The following is a 15,942-nucleotide window of genomic DNA, read 5'->3' as shown; positions in this document are numbered from 1 at the left end:
GTAAATATAGGTTAATTATTGACTTTTTTAAAATACACACCTGATAGTACATAAAAAATATAATAAGAAGTAGTGGTGAAGGAAAATGGGGTAACGGTAAAAGATTTACTACAATTGCCATCATTTAGAGGGGCAGAAGTATTAACGGGTAAAATTAATCTTAATCGTACGGTCTCCTCTTTATCTGTGTTAGAAGTTTCGAATGTAGATTTTTTATCTACGATTATCCAATCTGTTCAGGAAGAGTGGTATGCGGAAGAGCTTGTTATTAGCTCTTTTTATTCAATTAGAGATAGTGTTGAACAACAATGTAAAACCATTCAACACTTACATGATCTTGGCGAATTGGGTCTTATTTTATATTATGTAGGAATTGTTTTGCCTGAAATTCCAGAGGAGGTACTGCAATTAGCAGACTCTCAAGGTTTTATCATTATTTGTATGCCAAAAAATGATTACTCTCTACGTTATAATGAAGTAATTTATGAAGTGATGGAAGCGATAGTTAGTAATCAGGCTGTCAATGATCAGTTTGTGAAGGAAACTTTAGAAAAGGTTTCCCTGCTACCAGAGCATTTACAAAGTGTAGAAATCACACTGAAAATGCTATCTGATCGCCTGAAAGCTAATATTGTACTGACTAATAGTAGTTTTGATATTGTCAACCAAGTGATGTGGCCTAGAAATTCATCTTTAGATGTTTCGCAAGTCATACAGGAATTTTCACAAGGTCATCTGAGTAAGGAAAAGGGAAAACTAGAATTACTAAGAAGCAATTTAACGTGTGTCGTTGAATATAAAAGTATTCAGCAAAAAAATGGAGAACAGCTTTATCTGTTTGTTATTAAAGAGAACACACCATTACCAGCAAAGACTATTGAAAAAATAAGTGAAGTTGTCCAAGTGGCCATAAATCTTTGGGGAAACAAGCATGATGAGGTGAGTGAATATGCATTAATAAAAGCGATTATTAATGATGAAAGCGACAAAATGCGAAGACTAGCTAACATGCTAAATATCGATGTTTCTGCTATTCAAATGATGTGGTTAATTTATATTAACGATTTATCAGAAGAGAAGAAAATTAGGGATGAACTGGAAGAGCAACTTTCAAAATATTATCAAACGACAGTGATTCAATGCATTGATCGTTGTATTATTGTTCTTTTAGGAAATGGCTTGTACAAACTTCATGAATATGAGATAGCTACTGAGTTTATTGAAACAACTAATTACTACTCCCAAATATCAGAAATCGTTTACTCACCTAAAATGAAAAATACTAAAGCTGTACGTCAAATGTATCAATTGGTGAATCAAGTAGGAGAGAAAGTTCATACCATCTATCCAATGCGCAAATTGTTTACTGCCGCTGAACTTCGATCGATGCAGCGAGCCATAGATTTAAGTAAACAGGGAGAAGAAATGATTGAAGAATCCCTTTCCGTGATTGAGCCGATTTTAAATGAAAAAGAGTCCCTAAATACATTAATGGCTTTTCTTTTAGATGCAAATGGTAGTTTTGATGAATGTGGAAAAAATTTATTCATTCACAAAAATACAGTAAAGTATCGTATCAAAAAAATTAGTGAACTAATCGGAAACGATGTAACGGTTTATTCGGAATTTTACGATGTATATATGTCCTGCATGATTTATCGCCTAATAAATGGTTAGAAAAGTCTGAATTTTTGTCCGAAAAGATAAAAATTCAGACTTTTTTTTCATTTTTGAAAAAGACGTACGTCCATAGCTTCTTTTATAATAAAAAACATTAATTAATGATCTAACAATAAAAGGAGGGGACGATATGGAGAAAGATGGGCAAGGTCAGTCTTGGTATAGTTTAGGGATTATTTGGGCTGGAGCAATGATTTGTATACCAAGCTTATTAGTTGGGAATGCATTGATTTCTGGTATGGGTTTATTTAAGGCATTAGCCGTGTCTTTTGTTGGATATGCAATTGTAGTAATCATCATGATTTTTCAAGGAATGCAAAGTAGTGATTTAGGAAAGCCAACCGTTCATGTCGCTGGACAAGTGTTTGGTAAAAAAGGATCACGGACGATTCTTTCTATTATTTTGGCGATTGCTTGCTTAGGTTGGTTTGGCATTCAAGCCAATGTTTGCGGAGTTGCGCTAGCTAATTTATTAGCAGCGTATGATATGAATGTACCTATTCCCATAGCTTCTTTACTTAGTGGTTTGGTGATGGTAATTTCAGCTGTTTATGGCATCAAAGTGCTACGAGTCTTAAGTTATATTGCAGTTCCTTTTTTAATTGTTATTTGTCTACTAGGTTTAGTGCAAGCTTTATCTGGAGACAATCTACAGCTTATGTTGGACTACAAACCTAAAAATAACATGAGTTTTTCGGATGGACTAGCTATTACGATCGGTTCATTTGCACTTGGGGCAGTAATCGCGGGTGATTATTCCCAATATTCCAAAAAACGATCTGATGTTTTTAAAGCAGCAACATTTGGCATCATTCCAGCTGGAGTATTGATGATTGGTGTTGGAGCCGTTTTAACAATCGCTTATCAAACAAGTGATATTACTGCTGTCTTTCTGAATATTGTCACTCCATTAATCGGTGGAATCACTTTGATTTTAGCTACATGGAAAACCAATTTGGTTAATGCAATCTCTGGAGGAATCGCCTTAATTAATGTTTTTAACATTTCCAAGGACAAAGAAAAAATGGCGATTGGTCTAGCTGGAACGGTAGGGACCGTACTTGCCGTGATCGGTATTTTAAATTACTTTACACCGATAATGTCGATTTTATCAGCGATGATTCCTCCAGTTGCAGGCGTTATGATTGCCTCTTATTGGGTGATAAATAAAGGGGATCAAACAAGCTGGAAGGAAGTTGACGGTGTCAATCGTTTAGGTGTTTTCTCGTGGCTAGTTGGGGCAGTTATTGCAAGTATTCCAGTTGTTTTATCGTTATTCCCAAGCATGCCGCAATTACCTAATCAGCCTCTAATTGGAATTGTTATTTCATTTGTCATTTATTATTTTGGTTATCGTCTAACAATGCAAAAGACTGTCATATTGGAGGAAAATAGATGAGATATTTAGATAAAGAAGCTATTGAACATATTGCGATTGGAGCAGCCTTTTTAGGCACAGGCGGAGGGGGGGACCCTTATATCGGGAAGATGATGGCTCTTTCTGCTATTGAAAAAAATGGGCCAGTAAAATTGTATTCAGTGGATGAAATTGAAGATGAAGACTTTTTCATTCCAGCTGCTATGATGGGGGCACCTTCTGTTCTAGTCGAGAAATTTCCGCGAGGAGATGAGTTTGTTAAAGTTTTTCAAAAACTAGCGAAGTATATTGGAAAAGAAAAGATTACAGGAACATATCCAATGGAAGCAGGCGGAGTGAATTCAATGATCCCGATTGTCGTAGCGGCACAACTAGATATCCCACTCATTGACTGTGATGGCATGGGTCGTGCATTCCCTGAATTGCAAATGGTGACGTTTAATTTGGACGGTATTTCTGCAACACCAATGGCCATTACTGATGAAAAAGGAAATATCGGGATTTTTGAAACGATTAATAATAAATGGACAGAACGAATAGCACGTTCAGCAACAGTTGAAATGGGCGCTAGCTCTTTAGTTAGCTTGTACCCAACGACTGGAGCTCAGATTAAAAAGAGCGGCGTTCATCATATCATTACACTTTCAGAAAAAATCGGTGAAATTATTGCGTCCAAAAATAGAAATGTAAAAGATAAACTTCATGAATTGTTACAGCTAGTTTCTGGCTATGAATTATTCCAAGGTAAAATTGTCGATGTAATTCGAGAAACGAAGGGTGGATTTAACCTTGGAAAAATGAATTTGGAAGGTATGGAATTCAATAAAAATGAAAATATGAAGGTTCATTTTCAAAATGAAAATCTTATTGCTGAGAAAAATGATCAAGTCATAGCAATGACCCCAGATTTAATTTGTTTAGTAGATTATGAAACTTTATTGCCAGTAACAACGGAAAGTTTAAAATACGGTAAGCGTGTCCGAGTAATTGGATTGCCAGCCAATGAAAAATGGCGAACTGATAAAGGAATAGAAACAGTAGGTCCAAACTATTTTGGTTATGATTACGACTATGCTCCAATTGAAGAATTGGTTAAAAAGGTGGTAGCTGAACATGTATAAGATTGGAATTGATGTAGGTGGGACGAATACGGATGCCATTATTTTAGATGAACATAGCAATCTCGTTCATAGTGTTAAATCGCCAACGAGTGTAGATATTAAAACAGGCATTGAAACAGCTTTACGAAACTTATTACAAGAATCGAACATTGATAAAAAGAAAATTACGCATGCAATGTTAGGAACAACGCAATGTACAAATGCCATTGTAGAGCGTAAAAAATTAGCGAAAGTCGGTGTAATCCGTCTAGGGTATCCAGCAACCGCCTCTGTACTTCCATATACTGCATGGCCAAAAGACATGATTGAAAAACTATCGGGAAATTATGCTTTAGTCCATGGTGGTTATGAATACGATGGTCAACTTTTAGGCGAGCTTGATGAAGCCGAAATCCAAACGCTTTTAGAGGACTGGCGTGATAAAGTGGACTCAATAGCAATAGTTGGCGTCTTTTCCTCCATTAAAAATGATCAAGAGATGCGGGTTCGCAGTCTAATACAAGAAGTTTATGGAGAAGAATTCCCAATTTCCTGCTCGTCGTTGATTGGCTCAGTAGGTTTAATTGAACGTGAAAATGCAACCATTTTAAATGCGGCATTATGCAAAGTAATTGAAACGACAACGACAGGCTTTGTTCGTGCGTTAGAAGGTGAAGGGATATTCAATGCCAAAGTCTATTTATGCCAAAATGATGGAACTTTAATGTCCATCGATTATGCTAAACATTTCCCGATTTTAACGATTGCATGTGGACCGACGAACAGCATACGTGGCGCATCTTATTTAGCTAAAATCAAAGATACAATGGTTTTAGATGTTGGTGGAACTACCTCTGATATTGGGGTTTTGCAGGATGGATTTCCAAGGGAGTCTTCTGTAGCAGTAGAAGTAGGGGATATTCGCACAAATTTTAGAATGCCAGATATTATTTCTGTTGGGCTAGGTGGAGGCAGTATTGTTCGAGTAAATAACGGGAAAATTACGGTTGGGCCTGATAGCGTCGGTTACAAAATCACTGAAGAAGCACTTGTTTTTGGAGGGAATACGCTTACAACAACAGACATTGCAGTTCGTCTTGGGTTAACTGAAGTTGGTAATCGTAGTTTAGTAGCGGATATTGATGAAGCGTTTGCAAAAGAAGCTCAATTAGAAATATCATTGTTAATTGAGCAAGCCATTGATAAAATGAAAACTTCATCAGAAGATGTTCAGCTTGTCTTAGTTGGTGGAGGCAGTATTATTGTTCCTGATGCTCTTCGAGGAGTCTCCAATATTGTTAAATTTGAAAATGGGACTGTAGCTAATGCGATTGGTGCGTCTATTGCTCAAATTAGTGGTCAATATGAACAGATTTATATTTATTCTAAAGAGCCACGTGAGATTTCATTGAAGGATGCTCAAGCAAAAGCAGTGAAACAAGCTGTTTTAGCAGGAGCTCTTGCTGAGACAATCGAGTTAGTGGAAGTAGAAGAAACACCCCTTGCTTATCACCCAGAAAATGCAACGAGATTAAAGGTTAAAGTAGTTGGGAAAATGGGTTAGATGTCGCTTAAATCACTGAATAAATAGATAATATTTCATATCAATGACAGCAATCTAAAGAAATAAGCAGTAACGACAGGAAACAAATTCTTGTCGTTACTGCCCTTTTTTTATAAAATAACGAGTTATTTTTGTGATTGTTTTACGTGCTGTATCTTTTACAAAACCCTGTATAAATCAAAAAACACAGACTGAAACAAATATATTGAGATTATTTGTTACTTTTTGAGTAGTAATATCATAGGGAATTTCACTTTTTCGAGAGTTGGAGTAATTTTCTGATTTTTATCAATTTTTACTCAGTTTTCAACAAAACTTGATTTTGAAACACATATAGCTAATGATATCGCAATAGTATACCCGGGAAAAATAAAGAAGGAGTGTGATATTTGATGATGAAGAAATCATTTAGTTTCATATTATCATTAGTTTTATTCATTTCGATGTTTTCATTTTCAGATTCTAATGCATTTGCAGCAGGGAATATAGACTCAACTATTCAAACAAAAAATATTGAAGGTGAATATACATTTGAAGAAATAACTGCTTTGGAGAAATATGTCTCTGTCAATCATGAAGGATTATTTATTTTAGATACAACAAGTGCTGTTAAAGATGGCGTTAAATTAGAGCTATTAGATGGTCAGCAAAGATATTTCGATTCTCTTAATTTAGAAATAAAAGAAGGTAAATTAAAAGCAAATAAAAATTTGGAAATCACTGATTTAGAAATCACTAATTTTGATTATAATTTACTAAATGGTGAGATATCTTTATTTGCTAAATGTAATGGAGTATCAAAAAAAGCTGTAAGTCATTGGTGGGGGAAAAGTAGTAAATTTAATTCATGCGATGCCGATAAATTTGCAGCTGATTTAGCAAGTGTAGCTGCAGGAGCTGCGGGAGCTGGCATTCTATCAATTTGGATTCCAGGAATGGGTTGGGCTAGTATAGTTTCATCAGCATATTGCGCTCTTTACTCATCACGTGTTTATGCGAATAATTCAAATAGTACTGGAGTAATAGTTGATATGACTTGGGCGATGGTCTATAATATAACGCCACAATAAAAGAGGTGATTTTATTCTTAAAACTAAAATTATACCCACTATTATAGGATTAGTTATTGCTGGTGTTATAGTGTTTTTATTGCTTGACTAATATAGAAATACTGTATGTAATCTATTCGGATTATATACAGTATTTTTTAAAAGTTTGATATACAGTATTTTAAAATATATTTTGATCTGCTTTTTCCTTTTCTGATTCTTACATCATAGGATAAGATTTCAAAATAATAATGAATGCTCATTGGTAGACTGTTAATACTTACATTAGTTTAGAATAAATAATCATTGTTCCTGGAATAGTAAGAACCATGATACAAAATATAATACTGAGTACTTGTGTCGAGTTAATTAATAAAGGTCCAAATGAACTTGTTAGTAAAATAAGAATGGTTAATGTGCCGAACAAAACGAAATAATTAATTGTCATTGCTTTTCCTATAATTTTTTTTGAACGATCATCTTTAGGAAATATATGTGGTGAAAGGTATGCTAGCATCAGTTGATTTAGCCCCATAGCTAGAAGCATAATGAAATCGGGAAAATCACCGTTAAGTATATCTCTATAGTTTAAATAAATGCCCATTCCAATTCCCAAAATACCGGAAGACAAAAACATCATTTGATTTTTTTTTGTTTCAGACAAAGTTTATTCCTCCCTTTTTAATCTTTTATTTTATCACGTTAAGGGGATTTATACCAGTATCCCTAGATTATTCATCAACATACAAAATCCCGCAAGAGAATTGATCTATTAGCTTTTCTGCGGGATTCTCTTTTTTACTTAAAAGATGAAAAAGAATCCATTTCTGTTAAGGTATTGCGACTAAACAAACACCAATAAAGGATTCTTATAATGACTACTTTATCGCAAATTCCCTTACATTCTAATTGTTCTATCAAATTATCTATTTGATTTTAAAGAAACTAAGTTTTCGGTTGAAAGAGATCATTACGCTAGTTCTTATATGTTTGATTTAGAAACTGGTAAAACAATAAATATTATTTTTTCTTTAGATCAAAAATTAAACAAAGATAATAAAATCCATAAATTAATTGTTGCAATTTATGCATCACCTGAAAAAAATGCAAAAATAATTAAAGCTACAACTAATTCATATGGAATGACATTGCCATATACAATTTATTTTGAAGGAAACCAAAAACAGAATATGCAAAAGACATTGACTAAAAATTATCAGCAGCCTTTAGATAAACTTGATTTACAGTTTCAAGGGTTGATGATTAATAATGATTTCAAAAAATCAAAAGAAGTATTATTTCCTCCTTACTCTATTAATGCAAAACAAGGAGAACATTTAAAACTAGCATTTTATTCAGGGAAATATGATAAAAATATACAAGATTATTTGGTTATTTCTATGATTGAGTGGAAGCAAGTAAAGATGAATGATAATGATTATTTATTGATAGAAAATAATTCGGAAAAAGTAGATTATGGAACTTTTTCTGTAAAAGTACCTAATGAAAAAGGTATGTATGAATATTCAGCAATCATTATTTCAAATCCCACTAATGTAATGAACGAAAAGAGTTTTTATCCATTAGAGACAGCGTATAGATTTACGATAGAGGTGGAATAAATAACAAAATATATACATAGGTTTACTTGCTCTTGTGATCGGAGTGAAGACTGAGTGACCTCAGAAAAACCCTGAAGCGTGCAAGTAAATATCGTCTTGCCCTGTTATAACGCCATCAAGATCAACTTCGTATCGGCCCAAGCGGCTCATTGGACGCCCCCAGCCGGAACGGAAATCACCCCCTCGCTTTGCTTAAGAGGCATACTTTTTTAACTTAACTTTATGAAGGAAGAGCTCTTTATTTAAAGGTTCTTCCTTTTTTTTGTATTTAATACTTGCAAACATAAAAGTCATAGTGTACTATTCAACTAGTACACTATGACACGAGGTGTTTATGTTGAAAAAATTCGCAGGGCTTTTAAAAAAAGAATGGGTGCTTTATCGGACATGGCTATTTGTAGGGGTTTTTATCGGGATCATGCTGTCGATGGTAGTTCCATATTTAATAAGGCGGTTAAATGATGGATTTACGATGGAAAATCAGCTGTCATTTGCTTTCTCAATACTAGTACTTATATTAGGTGGATTTTTTTCGATATTACAATTCCTAGCTAGTATGCGTCATGACTTAAAAAGCAAAGAGATATGGCTACATTCAACTAGCTCTATCGCACAGCTTGTAGGTGTGAAAATCGTATTTTCCTTAATAGGATACGCTATCTTTAATTTAATCTTTGTGAGTATAGCTATTTACAAAGTCAAAGATGAACTTGTTGGTAACTTCGCCCAAGTACTTTTATTTCTGTTGTTTATTGTAGCAATTATTGTAATTCTTCAATTGATGATGTTTGTAATAATGGTATTATTTTTAGCATTTAATCTCCAAATGAAACATTTAATTGGTAGATTTTCTATTGTTATTACTATGGTTACCTTCTTCTTCAGCATGGATTTATGGTTTAAATTTACAGAAAGTGAATTATATGATAATATTTTCCATCATGTGGAGATTCCGTTAACGTGGTTGGATCAATATTTCCCGAAAATACCAACGACGGAGCTACTTTTAGGCTCATTTTATGCCGTAGAAGAAGTAGCAACGATTATTTTTGTAGCGATCTTATTTACCATAGCGACAAAGTGGCTTGAAAAGGTGGTTTTACGATGACAATCGACTTTTCACGTGATAAGCCCATATATAGCCAGCTTGTAGATCGAATATGTGGGGACATTTTGAAAGGGAAGCTAGTGCTTGGAGATCGACTTCCTTCGGTTCGAGAATATGCAGTGGAAACAGGTGTCAATGTAAATACTGTGCAACGAGTGTATAAGGAGTTAGAAGCGATGAATATAACGGAAACCAAACGAGGGCAAGGTACATTTATTACAACCGATGATGGGCGAATTGCTCTATTGCGGGAAGATATGAAAAATCAACTGGCAGATCATTTTTTAACTTCTATTGAAGCACTTGGGTTTTCAAAGGATGAGATGCTCGTTGTTTTACAAAATAAATCGTGAGGTGAAATAAATGCTACAGCTATCGAATGTTTCTTTTCGTTATATGAAAAAGCCTATTTTACAAGATGTGTCTTTTTCCATCCCTGTTGGACAAATCATTGGACTTGTTGGGGAAAATGGTAGTGGCAAGTCGACACTATTAAAAGTGTTGGCCGGCCTATTACGTCCATCAAGTGGTGAGGTATTGCTAAATGGAACGCCTGTTACACGTAGAAGTGCTGATGAAATTGCCTATTTACCTGATATTGATTTATTTTTTGATTTTTACACAGGTGAGCAGCTTTTTCAGCACTATGCCTCTCAATTCGAGGATTTTTCGTATGATAAAGCTTGTATCGTTGCAGAGTTTTTACAAGTTGATAAAAATGTCAAGCTACGGCAATTATCAAAGGGGAACCGTGGTCGGATGAAAATGGCCGCAACGCTTGGGCGAGAAGTACCTTTTTATTTGATGGATGAGCCATTTTCTGGTCTGGATCCAATTGTTCGGGAACAGCTAATTAAAGGGTTAATTCAATTTACAGATATTGAACACCAAACAATATTGTTATCAACGCATGAGTTATATGAGGTAGAGCCTATTCTAGATCAAATCATTTTATTGCAAAATGGTTCGATCATGGCACATGAAGAAGTAGAGACGATTCGAGATGTTTCGAATAAGGATGCTGTGCAATGGATGAAGGCGTTTTATAAGAAAGGGTGAAATTTATGACAACACAACCAATTGTTCAATTGCAAAATTTGTCAAAAACTATTGGTGGCAAGCAATTGATTCAGCAATTGAATATTGATTTATATCCTGGGCAAATCACTGGATTTTTAGGACCGAATGGCGCAGGGAAAACGACGACAATTCGTATGATGACAGGTCTTATGAATCCAACAGAAGGGAAAGTCATTATTGATGGTCTTTCCTTACAGGACAATTATGAGGAAGCGATTAGTAAAGTCGGTGTAATTGTAGAAAATCCTGAAATGTATAAATTTATGACGGGCTATAAAAACCTATTGCACTTTGCACGTATGCATAAAAACGTTACAAAAGAGCGGATTCAAGAGGTAGTGAGACAGGTCGGCCTTGAAAATCGTATTCATGAAAAGGTTTCGACGTATTCGCTAGGGATGCGTCAGCGTTTAGGACTTGCTCAAGCACTCCTTCATCGACCAAAATTTTTAATTTTAGATGAACCTACTAATGGTCTAGACCCAGCAGGTATCCGCGAGTTTCGTATGTACTTGCGTAAAATTGCGGCGGAGGATGGCGTATCTGTATTTGTTTCCAGCCATTTACTATCCGAAATTGAATTAATGTGTGATCGAGTAGCTGTCATACAAAATGGCAAACTCATCGATATTCGTGATATTAACGTTGAAACATCTTCGTTTTATTATATTGAAGCTACACCAAATGATCAGACTGCAGCTCTTCTACAAAAGCTCGATTACAACTTTGTGGCGGAAAATAACGGTTATGTAGTGGAAATAAAGAAAGAGGACATTCCGAAACTCATTACCCAATTTGTTAACGAAGAAATTCAATTATTTGCCGTACAACCGCACCAAAAAACGTTAGAGGATCAATTCTTAGAAATGACAGGAGGTGGCCAAATTGTTGAAGCTAATTCAAAATGAATGGATGAAACTATGGCATAAAAAAGGAACTTGGGCAATGGTCGCGCTAGTAATCCTCTTTATTATTGGTCCTGGTATTATGATGAAATACTATGAAACAAAAGAGGGTAGTACGTGGCAGGAAAGTGAACAGAAGTCGATTGATAATTATAAAGATATAATAAATGATGACAATTTACCGGCAGAGGATAAAACTTACTATGAAGAGCAAATAGCCATTTCTGAGTATCGATTAGCAAACGATGTACCGACTCAAGACTTAGCAGGCTTTATGTCATTTACCGGTAGTATGCTGACTTTAGTAACATTATTTACAGTTATTGTTGCCGCAAGTATTGTATCTAGTGAATTCTCTACTGGTACGATTAAAATGTTATTAACACGTCCTGTTTCACGGGCAAAAATATTAACTTCAAAATTACTTACGACTTTCATATTTGGGCTCTTATTATATGTTGTCAATGTCGGAGTTAGCGCTCTAGTTGGACTTATACTATTTGGTGGTACAACTGGTGCTGAGTTAGAAATAGTCAACGGTCAGGTTGTTGAAAAAGCAGTATGGAATGATTTGGCCAATCACTATTTACTTTCTGGCGGAGACTTTGTCATGTCAATGTTGTTTGCTTTCTTAGTGGGCTCCGTTTTCCGTTCAAGCTCTTTGGCAATTGGCTTAACAATGTTCTTATCGTTTACTGGCGGAATGATTGTGATGTTCTTAAGCAAATATAAAATCGTTAAATATGTTTGGTTAACTCATTCAGATTTAACACAATATGAACGTAGTAGTTCAATACTAGACGGCATAACGATGCCATTCTCACTCACGATTCTTGCGATTTATGCTGTTCTTTTCCTTGTGATCAGCTATATCTCCTTTATGAAACGTGACGTCACTGCGTAAATAAAAGAATTAATGAAATGTAGTCCAATTGGCTTGAAGAAAAGCTTCCAATTGGGCTACGTTTTTGTTCCTATAAATAAATCATGCTTATGTGAAATAGGATTTAAAATCGTTGAATTCCTTCCTTCATTTCAAAAATAATGTTTATTTTTTGTACGAGTGGTAATATAATTGAAAGCAACTTAATGAAAACGCTTTTTTTTCTATTAAGTGGTCTAGACAACTATACCAAAGGGGGATAAATGATGTTAGCTTTCTTACAAAAAATCGGTAAGTCGTTAATGTTTCCAATCGCTACATTACCAGCAGCCGCAATATTGTTACGCTTAGGCTCTGACGACATGCTTGGTGCAGTGTCAAATGACGTTATTAAGCATATTGCAAGTATTATGGCAGCATCTGGTGATGCGATTTTGGGTAATTTACCTATTATATTTGCGATCGGTATCGCGATGGGCCTAGCACACGATAATAGTGGTGGTGCAGCATTAGCGGGCGCCATTGCACATTTAGTGTTAGTCGCGGTACTAGGATCTGTAAATGAAGAACTGAATATGGGGGTATTCGGTGGTATTATTGCAGGTATTACAGCAGGCTTGCTATATAACAAATTCTATAATGTAAAATTCCCAGAATGGCTGTCATTCTTCGGAGGGCGGCGTTTTGTGCCAATTATAACGTCCATCACGATGGCGATTTTAGGTGGTATTTTAGCTGTTGTATGGGGACCAGTTCAAGGTGGTATTGATTCAGTAGGGAACTGGTTAATCGGCGCTGGATCACTTGGTGTTGGGTTATATGGCTTCTTAAATCGTCTATTAATTCCAGTCGGTCTACATCATGTTATTAATACAATCATCTGGTTTGACTTTGGTGAATTTACAAATGCTGCAGGCGAACTTGTCAAAGGAGATATTCATCGATTTTTAGCAGGAGACCCATCAGCAGGACATTTCCAAGCAGGTTTCTTCCCAATTATGATGTTTGGATTACCAGCAGCGTGTCTTGCGATGTACTTTGCAGCGAAAAAGAAAAATCGTGCAGTAGTCGGTGGTATGTTCGTATCCATCGCGTTGACAGCATTTTTAACAGGTGTAACAGAGCCTATTGAGTTTACATTTATGTTCTTATCGCCAGTACTTTATGGGATCCATGCAATCTTAACAGGTATTTCGCTTGCCGTTGCCTATACTATTGGATTCCGTGATGGTTTCGCTTTTTCCGCAGGTTTAATTGACTACCTTTTAAACTTTGGTTTAGCAGATAATCCATGGCTATTACTTCCTTTGGGCTTAGGTTTCGGGGCTATTTACTTTGTCGTTTTCTATTTCTTAATCAAGAAATTAGATTTAAAAACACCTGGTCGTGAAGACGATGATGAAGAAGGTGCAGATGTTGCTTCAGCTGTATCGGATGATTTAGATGTACGTGCTTTCCATACAATCGAAGCATTGGGTGGACAAGAAAATATTAAGCAAGTTGATTACTGTACAACACGTCTTCGTATGACTGTAGGTGATGCGAATCAGGTGGATGAAAAAACATTAAAACAAACGGGCGCACGTGGTGTTATGCGTATCAGTAAGACGAATGTACAAGTGGTTATCGGTACTTCTGTAGAGTTTTTGGCAGAAGCCATGAAAGATCGCCTGAAAAAGGGGAATCCAGCGCCTTCAAATGTAGATGTACAAAAAGAAGCGCCTGTTGAAGAAGCAACAGCAGCAGAAGGAATAAATCCTTCCAATGATTTTGAAATGCCGATTACAGGAGATTTAATACCGTTATCTGACGTGCCAGATGAAGTGTTCTCGTCAGGTATAATGGGGCCAGGTTTTGGTATTCATCCAAAGGATGGTACAGTTCATGCGCCATTTGATGGTCAAGTAGTAATGCTTTTCCCAACGAAGCATGCGATCGGCTTAAAATCTGAAACGGGTGTAGAAATATTAATTCATGTCGGTTTAGATACGGTCACTTTAAATGGTGAAGGTTTTGAAGCAATGGTGACAGAAGGGCAATTAATTCAACGTGGCGATACATTATTAAAAGTTGATTTTGAGGGTATTAAAGACAAAGTACCGTCTATCGTCACACCAGTTGTTTTCACAAGTTTAATGGGGCAAGAAATTACACTTGAAAAAACTGGTTTCCAACGAGCAGGTTCTCATAACATTATTTCGACGAAGAAGTAACAAATAAGGGATGCTGTCTAAAAAGGTCCATCTAACAAAATGAACATGCTCTAATCGTAAATCCGCTTTACTTTCTGTGGGAAAGCATATGTTTATCCCACAGGAATTTACGCGGATATTACCGCTATATCAAAATATTAGCATTGATAGGATCGCTTCAAACATACTATTTTTTAGGACAGTATCTTCTATCAATCCCAGGAGATGTTTTTAATGAATTTATTAATCCGTAACATCACAGTTGTCAATGCAACCGGACGTAAAGAATGTGTCGATGTTTTCATGAAGGATGGGAAAATTGCACTGATTGCGCAGCGAATTAACGTAAATCATGCGCAACTATTAGATGGTTCAGGGAAATTTTTATTCCCTGGTTATATCGATATGCATATTCATGGCTCTGCTCAAATGGACACGATGGATGCATCAAATGAAGGTCTTCATACGATGGCGAAATCACTTGCAAAAGAAGGCACAACAGGCTTTTTAGCAACGACGATGACACAAAGCTATGAAAATATTGAACGTGCCATTGAAAATATTGCGCAGTTTACTTCAAATCCAGATGAGGCAGAACTTCTAGGTATTCATGTAGAAGGTCCTTTTATATCGAAAAAGCGTGTAGGTGCACAGCCGCTTGAACATGTTGTACCACCTGATTTCGCTGTTTTTAAAAAGTGGCAACATATAAGCGCCAATAAAATTAAAGAAATTACAATGGCGCCAGAAGAACCAAATGGATTTGAGGTAGTTCAAGCAATTGCAGAAAGCGGTGTGGTCGTATCAATTGGTCATTCTGATGCAACATTTGAACAAATGAAAGAAGCGGTTCGTCATGGTGCGACACAAGGCACGCATTTATACAACCAAATGCGCCCATTCCATCATCGAGATCCAGGTGTTGTTGGTGGCGTATTATTATTAGAGGAACTTAAGGCAGAAATCATTGTTGATTTTATTCATATGCACAAGGACGCCGTGAATATGGCATATCGTTTAAAAGGAGCAGATGGTATTATTTTAATTACCGATGCAATGCGAGCAAAATGGATGCCATATGGAGATTATGACTTAGGTGGTCAAATGGTTCACGTCTCCGAAAGTGGAGCACATTTATCAAATGGAGCCCTTGCTGGAAGTGTATTAAAAATGGACCAAGCTGTACGGAATATGCAACTCATCACGAACTGCACGTTAGAAGAACTTGTTAAAATGTCGAGCTACAATGCAGCAAAACAACTAAAACTGACGAACAAAGGACAAATCGAACAAGGATTTGATGCAGATGTTGTGATTCTGGATGAACACTTAATGTTGCAACAAACAATTAAGGCTGGCGAGGTAATCTACGAAGCCTAAG

At 35.9% G+C, this 15,942-nt stretch carries 14 protein-coding genes; 13 read left to right on the top strand and 1 reads right to left on the bottom strand.

Translation table 11 applies throughout. The features are described from left to right. Positions 1-75: 75 nt before the first annotated feature. The 5 genes from ACQKMI_RS04745 (at position 76) to ACQKMI_RS04725 (ending at position 6,792) form a co-directional block, all read left to right on the top strand. Positions 76-1,677 carry a PucR family transcriptional regulator gene (locus tag ACQKMI_RS04745; RefSeq protein ID WP_427487537.1) on the top strand — a complete coding sequence of 534 codons (1,602 nt, stop codon included), beginning with the start codon at positions 76-78 and terminating at the stop codon, positions 1,675-1,677. Positions 1,678-1,810: 133 nt separating this feature from the next. Further along, positions 1,811-3,079, top strand: a complete 1,269-nt coding sequence (locus tag ACQKMI_RS04740; RefSeq protein ID WP_427487536.1) for a cytosine permease — start codon at positions 1,811-1,813, stop codon at positions 3,077-3,079. Next, complete coding sequence (locus ACQKMI_RS04735) at positions 3,076-4,179, top strand: DUF917 domain-containing protein (RefSeq protein WP_427487535.1); 1,104 nt, start codon at positions 3,076-3,078, stop codon at positions 4,177-4,179. The genes ACQKMI_RS04740 and ACQKMI_RS04735 overlap by 4 nt, the downstream gene beginning before the upstream one ends. Further along, positions 4,172-5,722: a hydantoinase/oxoprolinase N-terminal domain-containing protein gene (locus ACQKMI_RS04730; protein WP_427487534.1), complete on the top strand. Its 1,551-nt coding sequence runs from the start codon at positions 4,172-4,174 to the stop codon at positions 5,720-5,722. Before ACQKMI_RS04735 ends, ACQKMI_RS04730 begins: the two co-directional genes overlap by 8 nt. Positions 5,723-6,114: 392 nt before the next feature. Beyond that, a complete protein-coding gene (locus ACQKMI_RS04725; protein ID WP_427487533.1) occupies positions 6,115-6,792 on the top strand; it encodes a hypothetical protein in 678 nt (225 codons plus the stop codon). A 259-nt stretch (positions 6,793-7,051) separates the two neighbouring features. On the opposite strand, the gene ACQKMI_RS04720 is transcribed toward ACQKMI_RS04725, so the two are convergent. Beyond that, positions 7,052-7,435 (bottom strand): hypothetical protein, encoded by a 384-nt coding sequence (locus ACQKMI_RS04720; protein ID WP_427487532.1) that lies wholly within the window; start codon positions 7,433-7,435, stop codon positions 7,052-7,054. A 322-nt stretch (positions 7,436-7,757) separates the two neighbouring features. Here ACQKMI_RS04720 and ACQKMI_RS04715 point away from each other — a divergent pair, with 322 nt between their 5' ends. The 8 genes from ACQKMI_RS04715 to nagA all read left to right on the top strand — a co-directional run bounded on the left by ACQKMI_RS04715 (position 7,758) and on the right by nagA (position 15,941). Next, complete coding sequence (locus tag ACQKMI_RS04715; RefSeq protein WP_427487531.1) at positions 7,758-8,393, top strand: hypothetical protein; 636 nt, start codon at positions 7,758-7,760, stop codon at positions 8,391-8,393. A gap of 337 nt (positions 8,394-8,730) precedes the next feature. Beyond that, positions 8,731-9,501 carry a hypothetical protein gene (locus ACQKMI_RS04710; protein WP_427487530.1) on the top strand — a complete coding sequence of 257 codons (771 nt, stop codon included), beginning with the start codon at positions 8,731-8,733 and terminating at the stop codon, positions 9,499-9,501. Beyond that, complete coding sequence (locus ACQKMI_RS04705; RefSeq protein ID WP_079560220.1) at positions 9,498-9,854, top strand: GntR family transcriptional regulator; 357 nt, start codon at positions 9,498-9,500, stop codon at positions 9,852-9,854. Before ACQKMI_RS04710 ends, ACQKMI_RS04705 begins: the two co-directional genes overlap by 4 nt. Before the next feature lie 10 nt (positions 9,855-9,864). Then, positions 9,865-10,560 carry an ATP-binding cassette domain-containing protein gene (locus ACQKMI_RS04700; protein WP_427487529.1) on the top strand — a complete coding sequence of 232 codons (696 nt, stop codon included), beginning with the start codon at positions 9,865-9,867 and terminating at the stop codon, positions 10,558-10,560. 5 nt (positions 10,561-10,565) lie between these two features. After that, a complete protein-coding gene (locus ACQKMI_RS04695) occupies positions 10,566-11,489 on the top strand; it encodes an ABC transporter ATP-binding protein (protein WP_427487528.1) in 924 nt (307 codons plus the stop codon). After that, positions 11,467-12,390 carry an ABC transporter permease gene (locus ACQKMI_RS04690; protein ID WP_427487527.1) on the top strand — a complete coding sequence of 308 codons (924 nt, stop codon included), beginning with the start codon at positions 11,467-11,469 and terminating at the stop codon, positions 12,388-12,390. Before ACQKMI_RS04695 ends, ACQKMI_RS04690 begins: the two co-directional genes overlap by 23 nt. A gap of 245 nt (positions 12,391-12,635) precedes the next feature. Next, positions 12,636-14,582: an N-acetylglucosamine-specific PTS transporter subunit IIBC gene (gene nagE, locus ACQKMI_RS04685; protein WP_427487526.1), complete on the top strand. Its 1,947-nt coding sequence runs from the start codon at positions 12,636-12,638 to the stop codon at positions 14,580-14,582. Positions 14,583-14,795: 213 nt separating this feature from the next. After that, complete coding sequence (gene nagA / locus ACQKMI_RS04680; RefSeq protein WP_427487525.1) at positions 14,796-15,941, top strand: N-acetylglucosamine-6-phosphate deacetylase; 1,146 nt, start codon at positions 14,796-14,798, stop codon at positions 15,939-15,941. The last annotated feature ends 1 nt before the right edge of the window (position 15,942 follow it).

The organism is Lysinibacillus sp. NPDC097214, from assembly GCF_050277945.1.
Taxonomy (GTDB): Bacteria; Bacillota; Bacilli; order Bacillales_A; family Planococcaceae; genus Lysinibacillus; species Lysinibacillus xylanilyticus_B.
This window is presented reverse-complemented; position numbering and strand designations above follow the sequence as displayed.

Bases quoted from the DNA above. Each gene is read 5' to 3' on its own strand.
- ACQKMI_RS04695 (WP_427487528.1), top strand. From the start codon at position 10,566: ATGACAACACAACCAATTGTTCAATTGCAAAATTTGTCAAAAACTATT.
- ACQKMI_RS04725 (WP_427487533.1), top strand. From the start codon at position 6,115: ATGATGAAGAAATCATTTAGTTTCATATTATCATTAGTTTTATTCATT.
- ACQKMI_RS04715 (WP_427487531.1), top strand. From the start codon at position 7,758: ATGTTTGATTTAGAAACTGGTAAAACAATAAATATTATTTTTTCTTTA.
- ACQKMI_RS04730 (WP_427487534.1), top strand. From the start codon at position 4,172: ATGTATAAGATTGGAATTGATGTAGGTGGGACGAATACGGATGCCATT.
- ACQKMI_RS04705 (WP_079560220.1), top strand. From the start codon at position 9,498: ATGACAATCGACTTTTCACGTGATAAGCCCATATATAGCCAGCTTGTA.
- ACQKMI_RS04735 (WP_427487535.1), top strand. From the start codon at position 3,076: ATGAGATATTTAGATAAAGAAGCTATTGAACATATTGCGATTGGAGCA.
- ACQKMI_RS04740 (WP_427487536.1), top strand. From the start codon at position 1,811: ATGGAGAAAGATGGGCAAGGTCAGTCTTGGTATAGTTTAGGGATTATT.
- ACQKMI_RS04700 (WP_427487529.1), top strand. From the start codon at position 9,865: ATGCTACAGCTATCGAATGTTTCTTTTCGTTATATGAAAAAGCCTATT.
- nagA (WP_427487525.1), top strand. From the start codon at position 14,796: ATGAATTTATTAATCCGTAACATCACAGTTGTCAATGCAACCGGACGT.
- nagE (WP_427487526.1), top strand. From the start codon at position 12,636: ATGTTAGCTTTCTTACAAAAAATCGGTAAGTCGTTAATGTTTCCAATC.